General features: G+C 64.5%; 17 protein-coding genes and 3 tRNA genes. 14 read left to right on the top strand and 6 right to left on the bottom strand.

Annotation, left to right across the window (positions count from 1 at the left end):
• Positions 1-284: 284 nt before the first annotated feature.
• The 4 genes from LFT47_RS13735 to LFT47_RS13750 all read left to right on the top strand — a co-directional run bounded on the left by LFT47_RS13735 (position 285) and on the right by LFT47_RS13750 (position 2,872).
• Positions 285-1,373, top strand: coding sequence for a sunset domain-containing protein (locus LFT47_RS13735; RefSeq protein WP_236811617.1), 1,089 nt, complete (start codon positions 285-287; stop codon positions 1,371-1,373).
• Positions 1,374-1,430: 57 nt separating this feature from the next.
• A complete protein-coding gene (locus tag LFT47_RS13740) occupies positions 1,431-2,534 on the top strand; it encodes a PQQ-dependent sugar dehydrogenase (RefSeq protein ID WP_236811619.1) in 1,104 nt (367 codons plus the stop codon).
• Positions 2,535-2,650: 116 nt separating this feature from the next.
• A tRNA-Lys gene (locus tag LFT47_RS13745) sits at positions 2,651-2,726 on the top strand.
• Positions 2,727-2,796: 70 nt separating this feature from the next.
• A tRNA-Lys gene (locus LFT47_RS13750) sits at positions 2,797-2,872 on the top strand.
• A 114-nt stretch (positions 2,873-2,986) separates the two neighbouring features.
• Here LFT47_RS13750 and LFT47_RS13755 read toward each other — a convergent pair.
• Positions 2,987-3,475 (bottom strand): MarR family winged helix-turn-helix transcriptional regulator, encoded by a 489-nt coding sequence (locus LFT47_RS13755; protein ID WP_236811621.1) that lies wholly within the window; start codon positions 3,473-3,475, stop codon positions 2,987-2,989.
• A gap of 109 nt (positions 3,476-3,584) precedes the next feature.
• On the opposite strand from LFT47_RS13755, the gene bcp reads away from it, so the two are divergent.
• The 7 genes from bcp (at position 3,585) to LFT47_RS13790 (ending at position 12,675) form a co-directional block, all read left to right on the top strand.
• Positions 3,585-4,058: a thioredoxin-dependent thiol peroxidase gene (bcp, locus tag LFT47_RS13760; RefSeq protein ID WP_236811623.1), complete on the top strand. Its 474-nt coding sequence runs from the start codon at positions 3,585-3,587 to the stop codon at positions 4,056-4,058.
• Positions 4,059-4,191: 133 nt separating this feature from the next.
• Positions 4,192-4,273: transfer RNA gene (locus tag LFT47_RS13765), tRNA-Leu, on the top strand.
• A 133-nt stretch (positions 4,274-4,406) separates the two neighbouring features.
• Positions 4,407-6,074, top strand: a complete 1,668-nt coding sequence (locus tag LFT47_RS13770; RefSeq protein ID WP_236811625.1) for an ABC transporter substrate-binding protein — start codon at positions 4,407-4,409, stop codon at positions 6,072-6,074.
• A 79-nt stretch (positions 6,075-6,153) separates the two neighbouring features.
• The gene (locus LFT47_RS13775; protein ID WP_236811627.1) at positions 6,154-7,659 is read left to right on the top strand and encodes a malate:quinone oxidoreductase; all 1,506 of its coding nucleotides are present in this window, start codon (positions 6,154-6,156) and stop codon (positions 7,657-7,659) included.
• Between the two features lie 64 nt (positions 7,660-7,723).
• Complete coding sequence (locus LFT47_RS13780) at positions 7,724-10,939, top strand: efflux RND transporter permease subunit (RefSeq protein ID WP_236811629.1); 3,216 nt, start codon at positions 7,724-7,726, stop codon at positions 10,937-10,939.
• A gap of 126 nt (positions 10,940-11,065) precedes the next feature.
• Positions 11,066-12,199 (top strand): LLM class flavin-dependent oxidoreductase, encoded by a 1,134-nt coding sequence (locus tag LFT47_RS13785; protein ID WP_236811631.1) that lies wholly within the window; start codon positions 11,066-11,068, stop codon positions 12,197-12,199.
• Positions 12,196-12,675, top strand: a complete 480-nt coding sequence (locus LFT47_RS13790) for a MarR family winged helix-turn-helix transcriptional regulator (protein ID WP_236811633.1) — start codon at positions 12,196-12,198, stop codon at positions 12,673-12,675. The genes LFT47_RS13785 and LFT47_RS13790 overlap by 4 nt, the downstream gene beginning before the upstream one ends.
• Here the strand turns inward: LFT47_RS13790 and LFT47_RS13795 are convergent.
• A complete protein-coding gene (locus LFT47_RS13795) occupies positions 12,672-13,478 on the bottom strand; it encodes a transglutaminase-like domain-containing protein (RefSeq protein ID WP_236811635.1) in 807 nt (268 codons plus the stop codon). The genes LFT47_RS13790 and LFT47_RS13795 overlap by 4 nt on opposite strands.
• Positions 13,479-13,558: 80 nt before the next feature.
• Positions 13,559-14,368: a hypothetical protein gene (locus tag LFT47_RS13800; RefSeq protein ID WP_236811636.1), complete on the bottom strand. Its 810-nt coding sequence runs from the start codon at positions 14,366-14,368 to the stop codon at positions 13,559-13,561.
• Between the two features lie 123 nt (positions 14,369-14,491).
• Between LFT47_RS13800 and LFT47_RS13805 the strand changes: the two genes are divergently transcribed.
• Genes LFT47_RS13805 through LFT47_RS13815 form a run of 3 tightly spaced genes read left to right on the top strand, consistent with a single transcriptional unit; the run spans position 14,492 to position 16,560 of the window.
• Entirely contained in the window at positions 14,492-15,160 is a 669-nt protein-coding gene (locus LFT47_RS13805; RefSeq protein ID WP_236811637.1) for a DUF1684 domain-containing protein, read from the top strand.
• Positions 15,161-15,201: 41 nt separating this feature from the next.
• Positions 15,202-16,050 (top strand): fumarylacetoacetate hydrolase family protein, encoded by an 849-nt coding sequence (locus LFT47_RS13810; protein WP_236811638.1) that lies wholly within the window; start codon positions 15,202-15,204, stop codon positions 16,048-16,050.
• An 18-nt stretch (positions 16,051-16,068) separates the two neighbouring features.
• Positions 16,069-16,560, top strand: a complete 492-nt coding sequence (locus tag LFT47_RS13815; protein ID WP_236811639.1) for a GtrA family protein — start codon at positions 16,069-16,071, stop codon at positions 16,558-16,560.
• Between the two features lie 78 nt (positions 16,561-16,638).
• On the opposite strand, the gene LFT47_RS13820 is transcribed toward LFT47_RS13815, so the two are convergent.
• The 3 genes from LFT47_RS13820 to nadB are packed head-to-tail and all read right to left on the bottom strand — an operon-like array spanning position 16,639 to position 20,456.
• A complete protein-coding gene (locus LFT47_RS13820) occupies positions 16,639-17,796 on the bottom strand; it encodes a cysteine desulfurase family protein (RefSeq protein WP_236811640.1) in 1,158 nt (385 codons plus the stop codon).
• A gap of 4 nt (positions 17,797-17,800) precedes the next feature.
• Positions 17,801-18,697 carry a carboxylating nicotinate-nucleotide diphosphorylase gene (gene nadC / locus LFT47_RS13825; RefSeq protein WP_236811642.1) on the bottom strand — a complete coding sequence of 299 codons (897 nt, stop codon included), beginning with the start codon at positions 18,695-18,697 and terminating at the stop codon, positions 17,801-17,803.
• Positions 18,690-20,456 carry an L-aspartate oxidase gene (gene nadB, locus LFT47_RS13830; RefSeq protein ID WP_236811644.1) on the bottom strand — a complete coding sequence of 589 codons (1,767 nt, stop codon included), beginning with the start codon at positions 20,454-20,456 and terminating at the stop codon, positions 18,690-18,692. Before nadB ends, nadC begins: the two co-directional genes overlap by 8 nt.
• Positions 20,457-20,493: the final 37 nt, after the last annotated feature.

Here is a 20,493-nt window from a genome sequence, read left to right on the forward strand (position 1 = left end):
TATGACTCTTGGGCTGTGGCCAACGAACATGTTTGGAGGGTTAAGGCGAATTTCGCGCTATTTCATTCAATATTTCATTCAAATACTGGACAGTTGTCTCAATATGTGAGACATCAATCTCATTGCCGACCGCAGTTCCACCCGACAGGACTACGGGAGCACTGATGGCCGCGAATCGATTGACTAACCTAGACAGCCCCGTGACACGGACGTAACGTCAAATCACGACCACTGCGCCACTCGAACAGACATGCGCCAATCGAACAGACAGAAGGGCTCCTCCCATGGAATGGTTGATCACGGTCATCGTCATCGTGTTGATCGTCGCGATTGTCTGGTGGCTCCTGAGCCGCAATAGAGCGAAGTCTTCCCCGGGCGCCATGGCCCCGGCCTCGCCGTCACCGACCGCTTCCTCTCCACAAATGGACGTCACAGCCGCCGCCCTGACAGGCTCCGCCCCTTTGGTCGCCGCAACTGCGACCGCCGATCATGACTTGGCCGGGTCGCCGGCGGCCGCACCCGAAGCCGAGCCGGAGCCGGAGCCGGAAGCGGAACCTGAAGCGGGGGGCGTCGACGTCGACGATTGGGAGCGGCTTTCCCCTCCCCTCGACACCGGAATGGCCGCCCCGGAAGGGTCCCCCGCGGCGGGAACCTCGCCGGAGGAGCCCATGTTCGAGGAGCCCACGCTCTCGGAACCCGTGCTGTCCGAGGACGCGGTCTCGGAGGCCGCGGTTTCCGCGGATGCACTTTCCGAGGCCACCGGGCCGATTGCTGCCGAGCCCGAACTTGAAGGGGGCGTGACGGCCGACGACGTGACGGCCGCCGACGCCGGACCCTCCGTTGCCGCGGTTGCCGGCGTTCCGGCCTCGTCGACTACGGAACCGGCAACCCGCGAACAGTTGGCCGACAGCGCCGAGTGGGAAGCTACCTGGAGCGAAGGCGGCGCACCCGTACCCCCCGCTCCGACCCACCACCGCGAATACACGGACGCCCATGCACCGACGCTTCCCGGTGCGGAATCCGCCGCCGCGGAGGCAGTCGGCCCTGCCGCGGAAATGCAAGAAGACGGCGCCGAAGCTCCCGACGCGGCTCCGGCGGCTGTTGAGTCGACCACGCAGGCCGAGGATTCCACCGGCGCGCCGCCGCTGGGCGGGCATCTTGCCGCTGAGCAGCCGTACGGTGAAGGCTCGGCTGCGGCCGGCGCTGACGGGAGCGGCCCCAACGGCTATACAGTCAAGGGCAACGCGGACACCATGACCTACCACGATGAAGACAGCCCGTCCTACGACGAGGTCAAGGCCGAGGTCTGGTTTATTTCGAGCGCCCACGCCGAGGCAGCCGGTTTCCGTCCGCCTCGCAGGAACCGCCGCTGAGGGCCCCAAGGACCTGAGGATCCGCGGCGGCGAGCGGCCCTGCAACCAGGACAAGAAATGAACCACGCAAAGGCGGGATCGGGGAGCGTTTTCCGGTCCCGCCTTGCGCTTGCCCGGACTCTGATGGCGGCGGCCTTCCTCGTGGCTTTGCTGCTAGCCGCCTGCACAGGGAGTGCTCCCGGGCCGGGGCCCACCCAAGGCAACGGACCGGAGCTGCTTCGGAAGCTTGACCTGAATCTGACACTCCCGTGGTCAATCGTGTTCCTCGGCGACGGAACTGCCATCATCTCCGAACGCGACACCAAGCTGATCAAATCGGTCCGGAACGACCGGTCCACGACGGTGGGCGAGTTTCCCGGCGTCGTGCCCGGCGGCGAAGGCGGGCTGCTGGGACTCGCGCTCTCCCCCAAGTTCGCCAGCGACCGCCTGCTTTACGCCTATTTCACCGCCGAATCGGACAACAGAATTTCGCGCACCCGCCTGGAGCAGGCCGCGGACGGGCGGCTGAGCCTCGGCACACCGGAAGTCATCTTCTCAGGCATCCCCAAAGCCTCGACCCACAACGGCGGCCGCATCCGCTTCGGCCCCGACGGGTTCCTCTATGTCGGCACCGGAGATGCGCAGCACCCGGAGCGGGCGCAGGACCGCAATGCGCTTGGCGGGAAGATCCTGCGGCTTACCCCCGAGGGGAAAGCCGCGCCGGGCAACCCGTTTGGCAACCCCGTTTACAGCTACGGGCACCGCAATGTGCAAGGGCTCGCTTGGGACAGCTCCGGCAGGCTGTGGGCGAGCGAATTCGGCCCTGACGTCAACGACGAACTCAACCTCATCGAGGCGGGCGGCAACTACGGCTGGCCGGAAGTGACCGGGGCGCCCGGCCGCGCTGGCTACATCGACGCCAAAGTGGTCTGGCCGTCGACGGCGGATGCCTCGCCGAGCGGGCTGGAGATCGTGAACGGAACGGCGTTCACGTGCGCGCTGCGCGGGCAGCGTTTGTGGACGGTACCGCTCAACGGAGAAACAGCGGGGAAGGCCGTGGCATACCTCACGACGGACTACGGCCGACTCAGGGACATTTCGCTTGCGCCGGACGGCACACTTTGGGTCCTTAGCAACAACCAAAACCCTGACTTTGCGCTGGTCCTGAAGCCTCCCCGCTAGTGACGCGCAGGAGGTTCGGGCCGATTTCACACTTCGGCAACTGTCGTGTAGAGTTACATGTCGTTGCGGAGATCAACGAGGGAAGAAAAGCCTTCCGTTGATCGAAATCGACAAATGCACCTCTAGCTCAATTGGCAGAGCAATTGACTCTTAATCAATGGGTTCCGGGTTCAAGTCCCGGGGGGTGCACCAAAGGGAAGGACCCTTGAGCGGCAGCAGCCGCTCAAGGGTTATTTCTTTGCGTTGCGAGCAACAAACAATTGCACCTCTAGCTCAATTGGCAGAGCAATTGACTCTTAATCAATGGGTTCCGGGTTCAAGTCCCGGGGGGTGCACCAAAGGGAAGATCCCTGGATGGCTGAATGGCCGTCCAGGGATCTTTTTGCTTTTCCGCCGGCCCGCTGCGAGCCGGCCGTTACCGGACCAGCTTCAACGGACCGGACTGCGGACGCTTAGTTGGAGGCTTCGCCCGGCGCCGCGCCTGAATCCGCTGCGGCCACAATGTCGTTTACGACTGCCGAGGAATGATTGTTCGCCAGTTCGCGTACCAGCGACTGGAGCTCCCGCCGCAGTTTGGCGGTGTCAACGGGCACAGGTGCAAGCACTTCGCGTTCCAATTGCGTGGCGAGCCCGAGGGTGTGCTCCCCCGCCTCGGTCAAACTGACCACTTGGCTCCGGCGGTCGGACACGCTGCGCGCGCGGCTGACGTGGCCGTGGGCCTCCAGCCTGGTGAGCGTCTTTCCCATTGTCTGAGCCTGAACCCGGACGATCTGTGCGAGCATCGACTGCGTGGTCGGTCCGTTGGCGGCAAGTACTTCCATGACAATGACCCCGGCATGGGTCAGGTCCATACCGCGCAGTTTCTCGTTCCAGGCATGCTCCACGAGTCGCGCGGCCGTGGAGAGCAGGCGCCCGGTGGGCCACCGTTCCATATCAGGCATAAGGGCCAGTATATAGACCGCTGCGCGCGGATCAGGACCGGGTTCGATTCGTGAAGCGGCTGGCCCGTCACTAAGCTGAGTGATCGCGAACGCTAGCAAGGAGCTCAACATGGCCGAACGACTCATTCCAGGCGACACTGCCCCGGACTTCACGCTCAAGGACCACACGGGTCGCGAGGTCAGCCTGGCCTCGCACCGCGGCCGCAAAACAGTCATCTACTTCTACCCTGCGGCTTCCACGCCGGCATGTGCCAAGCAAGCCTGCGACTTCCGCGATTCCCTCGCAACCCTCCAGGCTGCCGGTTACGACGTCCTTGGGATCTCTCCGGACACGGTGAAGGACCTGGAAAAGTTCGTGTCCGAGGAATCACTGACCTTTCCCCTGCTGTCCGACGAAGGGCACCATGTGGCTGACGCGTATGCGGCTTGGGGCGAAAAGAAGAACTACGGGCGCACCTACCAAGGGCTGATCCGCTCGACGATCGTGGTGGACCCCGACGGCAAGGTGGCCCTGGCCCAGTACAACGTGCGGGCCACCGGCCATGTCGCCAAACTCCGCAGGGACCTCAAACTCGACAAGTAGCCTCCAGCTGGCCATATGGGCTCGGGGCCGTAGGGGCGAGGCTGGAACAGCTGGCGCAAAACCGCGGGTACAATGGAGGCCGGTATGTGACCGGAGCGGGAATCCCTGGATCCCGGTCCGGGTACCAACACCAGCGCGAGTGGTGAAATTGGCAGACACGCAGGATTTAGGTTCCTGTGCCTTCGGGCGTGGGGGTTCAAGTCCCCCCTTGCGCACATTCAGGAAGTGCCCCGGTCCTTGGCCGGGGCACTTCCCGTTTCCAGCCGGGACTCAGGGCCCTGAACTAGACTGGACTGCGGTCCGGCTGCCGCGGGCCCCAGCCCGTCCAACTGCCTTGAGGGGACAAGAGTGGTAAGCAGCAAGCTTCGCCGAGTCACGCTACAAATCGGCGCAGGCCTTCTGGCCGTGGCCTTGACCTCGTGCACGGTAAGTCCTGGACCGGCGCCGTCGACATCGGCCGCGGACGGCGCTTCGGCAGAGCCGAGCAAGACCTTCAACTTTGGCACCCCGTCGATGCCGCTGGGGCTCGATCCGGCCGTGGTGAACGACTCCGAGTCGTATCGCGTCACCCGGCAAGTGATGGAGGGCCTCGTGGGAGTCGACGCGTCCACAGGCCAACCAACTCCCCTGCTGGCCACCTCTTGGTCGCAAGGGAATGACGGACTCAGCTACGACTTCAAGTTGCGGTCGAAAGTCACCTTCCACGATGGAACCGCCTTTGACGCAGCCGCGGTCTGCAGCAACTTCAACCGCTGGTTCAACTTCCCGGCGACCGTGCGTCAGCAGGCACCGGGCATCGCCTTCAAGAGCGTGTTCAAATCCTTCTCGGATGACGCTTCGCTTTCGCTCTTCAAGAACTGCAAGGTTGTCTCCGCGGACCACGTGCAAATCAACCTGGCCAAGCCCTTCACCGGCTTCCTGCAGGCGTTGACGCTGCCGGCGTTCGCGATGTCATCACCGAAAGCGATGGCAGACGACAAGGCCGACGTCCTGGACAAGAAACTGTCCGGTCAGCCGGCGTCCGCCTACGCCTCGCACCCCGTGGGCACAGGCCCTTACGTTTTCTCCTCATGGAGCCAGAACCGCATCACACTCACCAGCTACAAGGGCTACTGGGGCGACCGCGGAGAGATAGCCACGGTCAACTTCATTCCGTTCGACTACCCGCAGGCCCGGCTCCAGGCCCTGCTCGCAGGAACCATCGACGGATACGACCTTGTTACCGCCGGCACCTTCGACCAACTGGTCAAGAAGGGGATGCAAATCGTGCAACGGGATCCGTTCTCCGTGATGTACCTGGGCATGAACGAGTCCGTGGCGCCGCTCCAGAATCTCGGGGTGCGCCAGGCAATCGAGATGGCCATCGACAAAGACACCCTCATCCACAAGTTCTTCATCGACAACACCTCACCGGCGACCCAGTTCGTTCCCCCCAAACTGAGCGGCTTCAACAACAACGCGCCGTCGCTGGGATACGACCCGGACAAAGCCAAGCAACTGCTCGCCAAGTCCGGCTACAAAGGCGAGGAACTCAAGTTCTACTACCCGCTCAACGTCACGCGCGCCTACCTTCCCACTCCGGAGAAGATCTACGCGGAGATCAGCGCGGAGCTCACCGCGATCGGGCTGAACATCAAGCCGGTACCCGTGAACTGGGACGACGGCTACCTCCAGAAGGTCCAGTCCCCTGGTGACCATGCGCTCCATTTGCTCGGCTGGAATGGCGCCTACTCGGACCCGGACAACTTCGTGGGCACGCTCTTCGGCGAAAACAACGGCGAGTTCGGCTACAGCGATCCACAGGTGTTCTCAAAGATCGACCGGGCCCGGGGACTGCCCGACGGCGCTGACCGCAACTCCCAGTACCAGACCATCAATGCTCAGATCGCTGCGACCGTCCCGGCAGTACCCGTCGCCTTCCCTATCTCGGCTTTGGCCCTTTCCGACCGCGTCGAGAAGTACCCGTCGTCACCTGTCTTAAACGAAGTTTTTACAAACGTTCGCCTGAAGTCTTGACGTCCCGCCGCAATTTCAGTTATGCGGCCACGCGGGGATATTCTGTGACAGCCAGTGCCGCCGCTATCGGAGATTGATCGTGACCTTCATTTCCAAGACACACCACGCTGACGTCGTCCTTATTGGGGGCGGGATCATGAGCGCAACCCTGGGTGCGTTCATCAAGCAACTCGAACCCAGCTGGACCATCTCCCTCTTTGAGCGACTCGACGAAGCCGGCCTGGAAAGCTCCGGACCGTGGAACAACGCGGGAACCGGGCACGCAGCGCTGTGTGAGCTTAATTACTCACCTGCAGGGAAGGACGGCTCCGTTGACCCGTCCAAGGCCCTCCACATCAACGAGCAATTCCAACTCTCGCGGCAGTTCTGGTCCCACCTTGTGGACAACAAGTTGATCGGCTCACCCAAGGGCTTCATCAACACCGTTCCGCACATGAGCTTCGTCATCGGCGACAAGCACGCAGACTTCCTCAGGACCCGCTACGAGGCACTCAAGCCCAACACGCTCTTCCGCAGCATGGAATACACGGAAGACCAGGCACAGATCGCCAAGTGGGCTCCGCTCATCGTCAAGGGCCGCGACGCCAAGCAGCGCGTGGCCGCCACCCGCGCGGCAGAAGGCACCGACGTCGACTTCGGCGCCTTGACCCGCGAACTGACCGGCTACCTCGCAGCCAACGGCGTTGAAGTCAACTATGGCCACGACGTCACCAATGTGAGCAAAGCCTCCGACGGCGGCTGGGACCTTTCGCTCAAGCACCCCGCTTCCGGGGAACACGGCCAGATCCACGCCAAGTTCGTCTTTGTCGGCGCCGGCGGCGGCGCGCTCCACTTGCTCCAGGCATCAGGCATCCCGGAAAGCAAGGGCTACGGTGGTTTCCCGGTTTCCGGGCAGTTCTTCCGCTGCACCGACGAGGCCATTGCCGGCCAGCACAGCGCCAAGGTATACGGCCAGGCCTCCGTGGGTGCTCCGCCCATGTCCGTGCCGCACCTGGATACCCGCTACGTTGGCGGCAAGCGCTCACTCCTTTTCGGCCCGTACGCCGGCTTCTCCACCAACTTCCTCAAGACGAGCAGCTACCTTGACCTGCCGCTGTCCATCCGTCCGGGCAACATCATCCCGATGCTGGCCGTTGCCAAGGACAACATGGACCTGACTGCGTACCTCATCAAGGAAGTCGCCAAGCGCCACGACGCCAAGGTGGAGTCTCTCCGCGAGTACTACCCCCAGGCCGACGGCAGCAACTGGGAGCTCATCACCGCGGGCCAGCGGGTGCAGATTATCAAGAAGGACTCCAAAAAGGGCGGCGTGCTGCAGTTCGGCACCGAAGTCATCACGGCCCGCGACGGCTCCATCGGGGCTCTGCTCGGCGCCTCACCCGGAGCCTCCACCGCAGTCCCGATCATGATCGAGATGCTCCAGCGGTCCTTCCCGAAGAACTTCAAGGGCTGGCAGTCCAAGCTCAAGGAAATGATGCCGGGCTACGGCGTCAAATTGAACGACAATCCGGACCTTGCCGCCGAGCTGGAATCGAGCACTGCCCGTTCGCTCCAGCTTGAGCCCGCCGACGCCGTTCAGCACTAGCAACCGTCCGGGCTGCGGCCGGTTCGAGACAAGAAACAGACCGTAAATCCCAGGAGACAGTGCAATGTTCCGTCTGGCAAAGCTTTCACTGGCGAACAGGGCATTGATTGCGCTGATCACCGTCTTCGCGGCGGTGTTCGGCGTGATCACCATGTCTTCCCTCAAGCAGGAGCTCATCCCCTCGATCGAGTTCCCGCAGATCTCGGTGATCACGGCGATGCCGGGCGCGTCGCCGGAAGTAGTCGACAAGCAACTGAGCCGTCCGCTCGAAGCGGCACTGAACAGCGTCGAGGGCCTGGAATCGACCACGTCGACGTCGCGGAACGGTGTTTCGCAGATCTCCATGGTGTTTACCTACGGTTCGAACCTGGACCGCGCACGCAACCAGATCGATCGCGCCATCTCCAACGCCAAGCGCGTCCTGCCGGCCGACGTCGAGCCCCGGTCTTTTGCCGGAAGCATCAGCGACTTCCCGATCGTGTACCTGGCGGTCTCTTCGGACAAGTCCCTCAGCGAGCTGAACACGGACCTGCAGCGCTTGAGCGTCCCCCGGCTCCAGAAACTGGACGGGGTCCGGAGCGCCGACGTGACGGGCGGGGCCACCCAGCACATCCTGATCCAACCCAAAGCCCAGGCCATGGCCGCCAGCGGCGCCACGGTTCAGTCCCTGACGAATGCCCTCAAGAACAACGGCACGCTGGTCCCGGCCGGAACCATCGAGGACCAAGGCAAGACGCTTTCCTTGCAGATCGGCAGCCCGGTGGACTCCATCGACGTCATCAAGGGCTTGCCGCTCGCCGGAGCGAAGGCCGGAACCACGATCGGCTCGGTTGCCGACGTGAGCATCAAGGACGACGCCGCAACCTCGATTACCCGGACTAACGGGAAACCCACGCTGGCCCTGTCCATCACGAAGAAGCCCGACGGCGATACAGTCGCCATTTCGCACGCCGTCAAGGATTCCATTCCCCGGATGGAAGCCGAACTCGGCTCGAATGCGCACTTCACGCCGGTGTTCGACCAGGCCCCGTACATCGAAAAATCCATCAAGGACCTCACCACGGAAGGCCTTCTTGGACTTGGCTTCGCGGTGGCAATCATCCTCGTGTTCCTGATGTCCGTACGCTCCACGCTCGTGACGGCGGTATCCATTCCGCTGTCGCTCCTGATCACGTTCATCGGCATATCGGCAACCCACTACTCGCTCAACATCCTCACGCTTGGCGCACTGACCATCGCAATCGGCCGCGTTGTGGACGACTCGATCGTGGTGATCGAGAACATCAAACGGCACCTCAGCTACGGCGAGTACAAGCTCGGGGCCATCCTCAATTCGATCCGGGAAGTCGCCGGTGCCATCACGGCGTCGACCCTCACCACGGTTGCCGTCTTCCTGCCGATCGCCTTTGTGGGCAACCTGGCGGGCGAATTGTTCCGGCCCTTCGCCCTGACGGTGACCATCGCCCTGTTGTCCTCGTTGCTCGTGTCCCTCACCATCGTTCCGGTGCTGGCGTACTGGTTCCTCAAGTCGCCGGCCGCGGCCGGGGACGCCCTTGCCGCCGAGCGCGCCGTTGCCGCGGCGCATGAGGCAGAGCAGCGGAGCCTGCTGCAGCGCGGCTATCTGCCCATCCTGTCCAAGACGCAGAAGCACCCGGTCATGACGATCGTCGCAGCGGTCCTGGTATTGGGTGGAACAGCTGCCATGTCCCCTCTGCTCGCCACGGACCTGCTCGGCAACTCCGGCCAGAACAGCATGACCGTGCGCCAGGTCCTTCCTGCCGGCACCAGCCTGGAGCAGACCGGGGCCGCCGCCGCGCAGGTGGAATCGGTCCTCCGCGGGATCGACGGAATCAAGGACGTCCAGGTCACCTCGGGCAACGCCCAAACGGGATTCGCAGCCCTCACCTCAAGTGGTGCTTCCAACTCGACGTTCACGGTGGTAACGGACGATAAGGCCGACCAGCAGAAACTGCAGGACACAGTCCGGTCCCGCCTCGCGAGCGCCTCGGCTCCCGGGAAGGTCACTGTTGGTGCGCAGCAAGGCGGCCTGGGCACGTCCTCCAGCGTCGACATCACCATCAACGCCGCCAACTCGGCGGATCTCAAGACGGCAAGCGACGCGGTGGCCAAGGCCATGGACGGCGTGCCCGGGAGTGCCGAGGTAGCCACAAACCTGGATGCCAGCCAGTCGGTGGTGCAGGTGAAGGTTGATCGCGCCAAGGCCGTCGCCGCCGGGCTGAACGAAGAACAAGTTGCCGGCGTCCTGGCGTCCACCGTCAGCCCCGTCCCTGCAGGCACCGTCCGTATCGACACCACGGACTTCCCGGTACAGATCGGCGAAGGCACGCACTTCAGCAGCATCGCCGATGTCAGGGCCATCAATCTCCCGACGCCGGCAGGGCCGGTTCCGCTGTCGAGTATCGCGTCCGTAGACCAAGTGGACACTCCGGTCTCCATCACCAGCAGCAACGGCCAGCGGAGCGCGAAGGTGACCGTGACGCCGTCGGGCTCCAACCTTGGCGCCGTCAGCACGGCAGTCAGCGACCGGCTGGCCTCGGTGCACCTGCCGGCGGGCGTTACCGCCGCCATCGGCGGCGCCACGACTCAGCAGGCGGACTCCTTCCGCCAGCTCGGCCTCGCGCTCCTGGCCGCCGTCGCCATCGTCTATGTCATCATGGTGGCCGCGTTCAAGTCCCTCATCCAGCCACTCATCCTGTTGGTCTCCGTGCCTTTCGCGGCGACTGGCGCCATCGCCTTGCTCCTGGTCACGGGTGTTCCTCTCGGACTGCCTTCCCTGATCGGGATGCTGATGTTGGTGGGAATCGTCGTGACCAATGCGATCGTCCTGATCGACCTCATCAACCAGTACCGTAAACCTCATGATGGCAGCCCCGGAATGAGCGTGGCGGACGCCATCACCCATGGCGCCAGGCAGCGGCTGCGCCCGATCCTCATGACGGCGCTTGCTACTGTATTCGCCCTGACGCCCATGGCTTTGGGCCTCACGGGAGGCGGCGGGTTCATTTCCCGGCCGCTCGCGGTTGTGGTCATCGGCGGCCTTGTTTCGTCCACGGCTTTGACGCTCGTCCTTGTGCCCGTCCTCTACAAACTGGTCGAAGGCCGGCGCGAGAAGAAGGCGCTGCTCAAGGCGCTCACGCAACGCCCCGACGTCGCGAAGGACGGTGTCGCCGGGCACGGTGAAGGCGATTACGCGGACTGGACCACCGGAATGATTCCGAAAGTCACCGGCCGCCGGTCTGCCTCCAGCCCCGCCGAGTAGGGCGATCCACCGGGAACAAAATGATGCCGTACCCTGTTGCAGCCAGTGATACATGCAAATGCATCTATTTTGGGATAAGCTATTGGCAGGGCCCGCACACCAATCGGGCAGGCAGAAAGGCACATCATGGAGATCGGCGTATTCAGCGTCAGCGACATCACCACTGACCCCACCACGGGCCAGACCCCCACGGAGAACGAACGCATCAAGGCCGCCGTGGCCATCGCCAAGAAGGTCGAAGAGATCGGCATGGACGTCTACGCGATCGGCGAGCACCACAACCGCCCCTTCTTCTCATCGTCACCCACCACTACACTCGCGTACATCGCAGCGCAGACCGAACGCATCACGCTGTCAACGTCCACCACGCTGATCACCACGAACGATCCCGTCAAGATCGCCGAAGACTTCGCGATGCTCCAGCACCTGGCGGATGGCCGCGTAGACCTCATCATGGGCCGCGGCAACACCGCCCCCGTCTACCCTTGGTTCGGCAAGAACATCCAGGACGGCATCGAACTCGCGGTGGAGAACTATTCCCTGCTCCGCCGGCTCTGGGATGAGGACACCGTCAATTGGAGCGGCAAGTACCGCACGCCGCTGCAGAACTTCACCTCCACGCCCCGTCCGCTTGACGGCGTCGCGCCCTTCGTCTGGCACGGCTCCATCCGCAGCCCGCAGATCGCGGAACTCGCCGCGTACTACGGCGACGGCTTCTTCGCCAACAACATCTTCTGGCCCAAGGAGCACTACCAGCAGCTGATCGGCCTGTACCGCGAGCGCTATGAGCACTACGGCCACGGCAACGCTGACCAGGCCATCGTGGGCCTCGGCGGGCAGTTCTTCATGCGCAAGAACTCCCAGGACGCCGTGAAGGAATTCCGCCCGTACTTCGACAACGCACCGGTGTACGGCCACGGACCCTCGCTCGAGGACTTCACGTCCCAGACGCCGCTGACCGTCGGCAGTCCGCAGGAAGTCATCGAAAAGACCCTGACTTTCCGCGAGTACTTCGGCGACTACCAGCGTCAACTGTTCCTGGTGGACCATGCCGGCCTGCCCCTCAAGACCGTCCTGGAGCAACTGGACCTCTTCGGCGAAGAAGTCTTGCCGGTCCTGCGCAAGGAATTCGAGGACCGCAAGCCGGCCCATGTACCTGACGCACCCACCCATGCATCCCGGGTGGCGGCGTCCGTGATCGCCTCGGCCAGCGATGCGGTTGCAAATTCCGTCAGTGACGGTGCCGGGCGGACCCCGTGACCACCGCGGCACCCACCTCGTCCGCCGTGCGCCTCGCCGCCGAAACCTGGGAGTCCTTGTTCCGCTCCCAGGTGGCGGTGATGCGCCGCCTCCAGTCCGGGCAGGCGTTCAAGAAGCTGCCCATCAAGGAGTACGACGTCCTGTTCACTCTTTCCCGCTGCCCCACGGGCAAGCTGAGGCTGAACGAGATCAATGATCACGTCCTGCTCAGCCAATCCAGCCTGAGCCGGCTGGTTGACAGGCTGGAGAAGCGCGGGCTCGTCGAGCGCAGCATCGCCCCCGACGACGGCCGCGGGATCCTGCTGGGGCTTACCGCGGCAGGGCAGGAACTACAGAAAGAGATCGGGCGCGAGCACATCCGCGACATCGCCGAACTTGTGGCTCCTGCCCTGACGGCCGAGGAGCAGCGTGAGCTTCTGCGCCTGACGGAGAAACTGCAAGCGTTCGTCGCACACAAGCAGCCGCGCGAAAGCTAACGGAGGACGACGAGCTTCGCCGGATCCTCATCCGGCAGCTCGTCGGCCACCACCGCGGTGACCTTCAAGCTCTTCAACGACAGGCTGCCGCCCACCGTGGACAGGAACGCGGTGTCGGAGGAATCGCGTCCGGCCGTGATGCGCAGCATGGATTCGCGCGGAGCCAGCCCGGTGGGGTCGATCACGTACCAGGTTCCGTCGATGTGGGCCTCGGCCACGGCATGGAAGTCCATAGGGCTCAACCCGGGCGCATACACCGCGGCGAGACGGGCGGGGATGTCCTTGGAGCGCAGGAGGGCAATGGCGAGGTGGGCGAAGTCCCGGCAAACACCCTTGCGGTGCAGGAGCGTTTCCACTGCGCCGTCCGTGCCCCGCGAGGAGCCACTGACGTACCGGAGCTCGTTGTGGACCCAGTTCCGGACTGCGTGCAACAGCTCCTCGCCGTGCAGGCCGCCGAACTCGGCGTACGACGTCGGAAGGAGACGGTCGGACTCGGCGTAGCGGCTGGGCCGCACATAGCGGATGAGCTCCATCCGGGAGGACTCATCGGGGACACCAAAGCCCTCCACCGAGGCGCGGTAATCAACAGTTACCTCGCTGGGTTCGGCGAACTCCATGTACTGGAAACGCCCGCCGTGATGATCCGTCAGCTCGGTGAGCGGAACAGCTTCGCCTTCCACCGTGACTGACAGCTCTTCGGTCAACGACTCATAGCCGGGATTGCTGGCCACGGCTATTGCCATGGCCACTTTGGTGTTGGCGACGGTCTTGAAAACGAGCTGGGCAGCAACGTTGCGTTCCATGGATCTCCGGAGTGTTGCGGCTGGACAACCCAATGAATATGCGGGGTTGGCGCCGACGAGCGTGTGCGTCAACCTTGGTTCTACAGATTGACCTTCAGAGACAATAGCATCCGCTGGACGTTGGCGAATTCCGAACTCTGGTCAACGTACTTCGCGGCCTGGTCCAAGGTGTCAAAGGACTTCGCGGGAGCAACCACTTCGTCCGTGGCGAAGGCATGCACGGCTTGCATGTCGCCGAAATAGTAGTTGCCCTTTCCCGTGGGTCCCACCACAAGGTTCCGCAGCTGGCAGGCCTGGCCATCGGATCCGGCCACCAAGTTGGTGATTCCGTATGAACCGAAGAATTTGTAGCCTTGGATGACCCGGAACACCACGTGCGGGGGAATCATGGAATCGCCGTCCGCATGGGGCAGGTCTATGGGCACGCTGCTGACGACCGTGTAGGGGCGTTTGGCGGCCGGATTGCAGTCTGCCGGACTCGCCGAGGGCAGTCCCGTGTGCAGGGTCGCAAGATACCCGCCCTTGGCGTCTTTGACCTCGATCTTCAGGGCGCCCGGCATGGAACCGGCGTCGGGCGTGACCGATTGCGCAATCCAGTCACTCGGAAGATCGAAGCTGACCTTCTTCGCCGCATCCGAGTATGTCTTCCACGCCGAGGCGGTCGCCCCCGCCGTCGCGGTGCTTCCGGGAGAAGGGCTCCCCGTGGAACTGCCCGACGGCGGTGCCGTACCCGAGCCCGACGGCGTCGCACTCCCTGGTGCCGCACTATTGGACCCGGCCGTCCATACGGGTCCGCCCTTCCCCTCGGAACTACAGCCTGCCGCGGCGACCACGATGAGGGCACCGAGGGCGGCGACTGAAAACTTCAACGGGATCCGCTTTGCTCTCATGCGCAACAGCCTAGCGGCGCCGAGCCGCCGCCTGCCTGTCTCGATCGGCGTTTCGCACGTGCAAACCCAGCCGATGCACTTGCGGCGCCGCTTCGGCCTGCATCGTAGGGCTAGGCTGGACGCATGGCTCCCGATCAGCTTGATGAGGACGAAAACAATGTGGCGGACATCTCCGCCGTGGACATCGCGGACTGGCGCTTGCGCACCTTTGCCCTGTACGACGACGTCCGCAAGATCGCGATGGACGATCCTTTCCAGGCCCATGTGTACTGGCGCCAGGAACGGGACCGCATGTTCGGAACCCACCCGGCCTCGGCACTGACTCCCGCCAGCAAGCAGGCTTTCTCGGGCCTGCGCACCGCGGACTACGATTCCCGGTTCCGCCGCTATGCCGCCCTTTCGCCGGAAGGCGCTGGCCAGGAGATGAACGTCCAGACCGGAACCGACGGCGTGGTGCCGTTCGTCCGCCTCGGCACGTTCGACCTCGACGAGCTTGGCTCGCTGGCCGTGTGGCGCCTGCGCAGCTACGGCGGCGGCATCTTCGTGCCCTTCCGTGACGCCACGGCCGGCAAACCCGGAGGAAGCTACGGCGCCGGCCGCTACTTGCTGGACACCATCAAGGGAGCCTTCCACGGCCTTCGCGGATCCGGGCAACAAGAGTTCGTGCTCGACTTCAATTTCGCCTACAACCCGTCCTGCGCATACAACGAGGCCTGGGCCTGCCCCTTGGCCGGTCCGGCGAATCGCCTGGCCGCGGACATCCCCGTGGGGGAACTCTACCTGCCCGTCTAATCCTGCCCGTCTCATGAGGCCGAAGGACATAGGATGTCTTCATGACTTCCACACGTGCTCACCGGATCGCCCGGGTCCGCCCGCTCTCCCCCGCCTCACCGGACGAACACTTCTTCGTCGCGAACGACGCCGTCGACTTCGCCTCCGCAGAAGGCCGGAGCTGGACGGTAGTGGACAGCCCGTTCCCCGGCTCGTCGGCAAACAGCAGCAGTGCCGGGCGTCCGGGTTGGGCGAGAGGCTCTGAGGTTTCCGAGAACGCGTTCACGTTCCTGGCACCGTCCGTTCCAGCCAACGTTCTCGGCATGGCGCACAACACGGGCCAGCCGGGCCGCGACCTGCCCGCGCAGGCGTTCCACAAAGCCGCCACAAGTGTCATCGGACCGGGCGACGCCATCGAACTCGCCTCCGATGTCGGCCACGTAGACCCCGAAGCGGAACTGACCGTCGTCGTCGGACACAAAGTCCGCGGGCTCACACTCGACAACGCGCGCGCCGCCATCCTCGGTTTCACGATCGGCAACGACGTCTCGGCCCGGGACCTGCAAAAAACCGACGAACTGTGGCTCAGCGCGAAAAGCCAGGACACGTTCACCCCTGCGGGACCATGGATCGTCACCGACCTCACTGAGGGCGACCTTTCGATCGGTATCGTGCACAACGGCAAGGAATTGCGGACGGCCAGCACCGCCGACCTCGGATGGAAAGTGGACGAGATCCTTGTCTACCTCACGTCGTTCATGACCTTGCACCCTGGAGACCTGGTCCTCACAGGCTTCCCGGCCGAGTGCGCCAGGATCGAGCCCGGAGACCTTGTGACCTGCCGGGTTGAGGGCATTGGAGAGCTCAGCAACCCCGTCATCGCAGCATCTTGGGAGAAATTTCCCAGCTAGATATGAAAGGCTTGAGCCATGGAGCCTCCTGCCGTGCCGGCACTTGAGACGCGGCAGACGTCCCTTTCCAGGCCAAATACACGCAAGCGCCGCAAAGGCGTGCTGCGCTATCCGGTGGTCAGGCAGCTCATCCGTTTCACCGGCGTCGGGATCATCTGTACCGTCACCTCGCTGGCGCTGTACGCTCTGTTCCGGCCGTGGATGGGACCCCAGCCTGCCAACGCCGCAGCGCTGATCATCACCTCGCTCATGAACACGGCCCTGAACCGGCGGCTGACCTTCAAGATCAGCGGCAACCGGAAGAGAGCCCGGGACCACCTGAACGGGCTGATCGTGATCGCCGTGGCGCTGGTCATCACGGGCGGGAGCCTGGGCGTGCTGCATGCGTTCCGGCCCGAAGCCACCCTCGAAGAGGATCTCTGGACCACCACGCTGTCCGGATTCGTCGCGACGGCCGTGCGGTTCACGATGCTGCGGCACTGGATTTTCCGCCGGGCCCGCCACGTTTGATTCCCAACTAGCTCGCATTTGTTGTCGTTTAGAGCCGTCTAAACGACAACAAATGCGAGCTAGTTGGGGTGGGGACGGTCAGCGGCGACCGAGCCCCTGCACGCCCCCGACGGCGGCAGCCACGGCTTCCGCGGCTTGCTCCAGTTCCGCTGACGTCACCGTGGAGTCGAAGCTGAAACGGACAGCAGTGTGGGCCACCTCGGGCTCGATTCCCAAGGCCAGCAGGACCGGCGAGGGAGCGTCGGATCCAGCAGCGCAGGCCGATCCACTCGAGCACACCACGCCAAGCCGCTCAAGCTCAAGCAAGACCGACTCGCCGCTCGTGCCGGGGAAGCAGAAGGACGCGACCGAAGGCAAGCGCTGCGAGGGGTGGCCGGTCAGCACAGCACCGGGCACGGCCTCAAGGACAGCGCGGATGAAGGCATCCCTCAATTCCGAGACACGCCCGGCCAATTCCGACTGCCCTGCATGGGCAAGAGTCAGTGCCGTGGCCAGCGCAACGGCACCCGCCACGTTTTCAGTCCCGGAGCGCCTGCCCCGCTCCTGGCCGCCGCCATGGACGAGCGGTTCGAGGCGCAGCCTGCCCTTGGCATAGAGCACCCCGCTGCCCTTCGGCGCGCCAAGCTTGTGGCCCGAGATGCTCAGGGCGTCCACTCCGAGTTCCCTGACGGCAAGGGGCATCCAGCCCGCGGCCTGGACGGCGTCCGTGTGAAACGGCACGCCCTTTTCCGCAGCCACCTCCGCGAGTTGCCGCACGGGCTGCACGGTCCCGATCTCGTTATTCGCATACATGATGCTGACGAGGGCTGTCCCCGGACCCAGCACAGCCCGGAGCGCCTCGGCCGTCACCACGCCGTGCCGGTCCACGGGGACCACGTCCACCTCGAACCCATGGACGCGTTGCAGGTAGAGCGCGGATTCTTCGACGGCGGGGTGCTCGATGGCGCTGATGACAACGCGGTTCAGGGCGGGGTCCGCCGCACGCCTCGCGAGGGCGATTCCTTTCACTGCCAGGTTGTCCGCCTCGGTGCCGCCGGAAGTGAAGGTGATCTCGCCGGGCCGGCAACCCAAGGCTTTCGCCACCGCTGCCCGGGCACCCGACAACGCGTTCGCAGCAGCTTCACCGAGGCTGTGATGGCTTGAGGGATTGCCGAACTCCCCCGTCAGATACGGCCACATCGCTTCGAGGACTTCCCTGCGGACGGGTGTGGTCGCCGCGGCGTCGAGGAAGATCATGGCGTCAGCCGAGAGCCAGGGATCGGTCCGGCGTCACGTCGAGCGTCACGTCCAGGCCCAGGTCCAGCGCGTTGACGCTGTGCGTGAGTCCGCCGATGGAAATGACATCGACTCCCGCGGCGGCGATGTCCGCCACAGTGTTGACATTGACGTTGCCGCTCGCCTCGACGACGGCGCGTCCAGCCACCTGCTTCACGCCGGCACGGAGCTCCTCAAGGGAAAAGTTGTCCAGCATGATCGTGTCCACCCCGGCCGCCAGCACGGGTTCGATCTGCTCGGCACGGTCCACTTCCACTTCGAAATGAGTGGTGTGGCCCAGCTGGGCTTTGGCGGCCTTGAGCAATGCGGTGAGCTTGGCGGAGTCACCACCGGTCATGACGGCCAAGTGGTTGTCCTTGGCCAGAACGGCATCGGACAGGCTGTAACGGTGGTTGGCTCCTCCGCCGCAACGCACGGCGTAGCGTTCGAGCACCCGCAGCCCGGGGGTTGTCTTCCTCGTGTCTGTAATACGGGCTTTGGTGCCGTCGACCAGCTTCACGAACTCGGCGGTCTTCGTGGCAATGGCGCTCATGCGCTGGGCGAGGTTGAGCCCGACGCGTTCGGCGAGCAGTACCGAGCGGGCGCGGCCGCTGACCCGCGCGAGGTGGGTTCCGGCGTCGAACGCTTCACCGTCCGCGAGCAGCAGCTCCACTTCGGTGTCCGGGTCGACGAGCAGCATGGCGTCACGGAACACCGTACCGCCGCTGAAGACCCCCGCAACCCGGGCATTGAGCACGGCGGTGGCGCGGGCCTCGGCGGGAATGAGCAACTGCGAGGTGATATCGCCACTTGGCGCGTCCTCCGCGAAAGCCCGCTCCAGAATGTCCCGGACGGGTGCAGCAGGGAGGGTCAGGCTAGTCATGGACGAGGCTCGCTTTCCGGCGGATCGTGTATCGCTGAACAATTTCTTCGCGCTGGGTTTCGACGGCGTCACTCCGATAATGCGCCCCGAGCGACCCCTGCCGCGCCCCCGCAGCCCGCACCAACAACTGCGCAGCGAGGAGCAAATTGGCATCCTCGTGCACGCGCGGATCCGCAGAATCAGGAATCGCTTCAGGGCGTACGACGTCGGCCCAAGCGTCGAGTGCCTCGGCAGCCTCCCGGAGCAACCCACCAGTCCGCAGAACCCCCGCCTTGGCAGTCATAAGCCGCCTAAGGGCGGTGCGCGAGAAGGGCTCGGGAACCAGCTCAGGCTGCCAAGCGAGCGCCCCGGCCGGCTCGGTGGTTCCCGAAAGCGCCGTTGTTGCGTGGAGGTCCACGCCGGCCGCCGAGCTTGCGAGGCGTTCGCCGGCGAGAGACCGGAGCGCAGGCGCCGAGGGAACTAGCGAGTCGGTCACCCCACCGTTGGGCGACTCCTCGCGAAGGAACCCCTGAACAGCCCGCCGCCCGAACACCAGCCCTTCGAGCAAGGAGTTGCTAGCCAAGCGGTTCGCGCCCTGCACCCCGGTACACGCTACTTCACCGGCCGCGAGCAACCCGGGAACGGAAGTTCGGCCGAACAGATCGGTGACGACGCCTCCCATCCAGTAGTGGGCGGCAGGGGCAACCGGAACGGGCTCGAGGGTCCAGTCGAGGCCGGCCTCGCGGGTCCGTGCGCTGAGCGTGGGGAAGCGCTTCTCAAGGAAGCCGTCCCCCTTGTTCGCTTCCACGACCCGCGCGTCAAGGAAGACGTGACCGTTGGGATCACCAAGTGAAGCAAGGTGGAGGGCGATGCTGCGGGAGACGACGTCGCGCGGCGCCAGTTCGGCGTCCGGGTGGTATCCAGGCATGAATCGCTCGCCGTTGGCATCCACCAGGATGGCGCCCTCGCCACGGACGGCCTCGGAAATGAGGAGCGGATCGGCGCCGAAGGGAGCTGGTTTTCCGGTAGCGGAGAGGACCATGCTCGTGGGGTGGAACTGGAAGAACTCCAGGTCTGCGAGCTCGGCACCCGCCCGCCACGCGAGCGCGAGTCCGTCAGCAGTTGCCACCGAGGGATTGGTGGTCTGGGCAAACAACTGCCCCGCCCCACCGGTGGCCAGCAGCACCGCATCGCCGAACACACTCGCAAGGCGGCCGTTGCGCAGGAATTCAACGCCTGTCACACGCCCCTCGGACTGGATCAGGGACGTCGCCTGGGCATGCCCCAGCACCTGGATCTTCCCGGCCTCCTGCGCGTCAAGGACCGAAAGGATGAGTGCGTTCGCGACCCCGGCACCGGTGGCGTCTCCGCCGGTGTGCAGGATCCTCGGCGCGGAGTGGGCGGCTTCGAGCCCCAAGGCGGGATCGCCGTCGTCGTCCGCGTCGAATCGGACACCGAAACGCTCCAGCCCCTTGATGTCGAGGCGCGCTTCGGTGCACAGCACCCGCACGGCTTCCTCGTTGCAGTGGCCCGCGCCGGCCTTGAGGGTGTCCGTGATGTGCGCGGCGACTGTATCACCGGGGGCGGGCTCGTCCAGCACGGCCGAAATCCCGCCCTGGGCAAAGAAGGTGTTGCTGTCCGCGAGCGCCCCCTTGCTGAGCAGGACGACGTCCGCACCGGCCTCGGCGGCCAGCAACGCGGAGTAGAGGCCGGCGATGCCGCTTCCGACGACGGCGAGCCGCCGCCGCGCCGGAGCGCCGGGAATGCGTTCTGCAGTCATGTGAGGCTCGATTCGACTGGTTGGTACGGGGTGTGGC

The organism is Arthrobacter sp. FW306-2-2C-D06B (genome assembly GCF_021789175.1).
GTDB lineage: Bacteria > Actinomycetota > Actinomycetes > Actinomycetales > Micrococcaceae > Arthrobacter.

Bases quoted from the DNA above. Each gene is read 5' to 3' on its own strand.
- LFT47_RS13735 (WP_236811617.1), top strand. From the start codon at position 285: ATGGAATGGTTGATCACGGTCATCGTCATCGTGTTGATCGTCGCGATT.
- LFT47_RS13740 (WP_236811619.1), top strand. From the start codon at position 1,431: ATGAACCACGCAAAGGCGGGATCGGGGAGCGTTTTCCGGTCCCGCCTT.
- LFT47_RS13755 (WP_236811621.1), bottom strand. From the start codon at position 3,475: ATGCCTGATATGGAACGGTGGCCCACCGGGCGCCTGCTCTCCACGGCC.
- bcp (WP_236811623.1), top strand. From the start codon at position 3,585: ATGGCCGAACGACTCATTCCAGGCGACACTGCCCCGGACTTCACGCTC.
- LFT47_RS13780 (WP_236811629.1), top strand. From the start codon at position 7,724: ATGTTCCGTCTGGCAAAGCTTTCACTGGCGAACAGGGCATTGATTGCG.
- LFT47_RS13785 (WP_236811631.1), top strand. From the start codon at position 11,066: ATGGAGATCGGCGTATTCAGCGTCAGCGACATCACCACTGACCCCACC.
- LFT47_RS13795 (WP_236811635.1), bottom strand. From the start codon at position 13,478: ATGGAACGCAACGTTGCTGCCCAGCTCGTTTTCAAGACCGTCGCCAAC.
- LFT47_RS13800 (WP_236811636.1), bottom strand. From the start codon at position 14,368: ATGAGAGCAAAGCGGATCCCGTTGAAGTTTTCAGTCGCCGCCCTCGGT.
- LFT47_RS13805 (WP_236811637.1), top strand. From the start codon at position 14,492: ATGGCTCCCGATCAGCTTGATGAGGACGAAAACAATGTGGCGGACATC.
- LFT47_RS13810 (WP_236811638.1), top strand. From the start codon at position 15,202: ATGACTTCCACACGTGCTCACCGGATCGCCCGGGTCCGCCCGCTCTCC.
- LFT47_RS13815 (WP_236811639.1), top strand. From the start codon at position 16,069: ATGGAGCCTCCTGCCGTGCCGGCACTTGAGACGCGGCAGACGTCCCTT.
- LFT47_RS13820 (WP_236811640.1), bottom strand. From the start codon at position 17,796: ATGATCTTCCTCGACGCCGCGGCGACCACACCCGTCCGCAGGGAAGTC.
- nadC (WP_236811642.1), bottom strand. From the start codon at position 18,697: ATGACTAGCCTGACCCTCCCTGCTGCACCCGTCCGGGACATTCTGGAG.
- nadB (WP_236811644.1), bottom strand. From the start codon at position 20,456: ATGACTGCAGAACGCATTCCCGGCGCTCCGGCGCGGCGGCGGCTCGCC.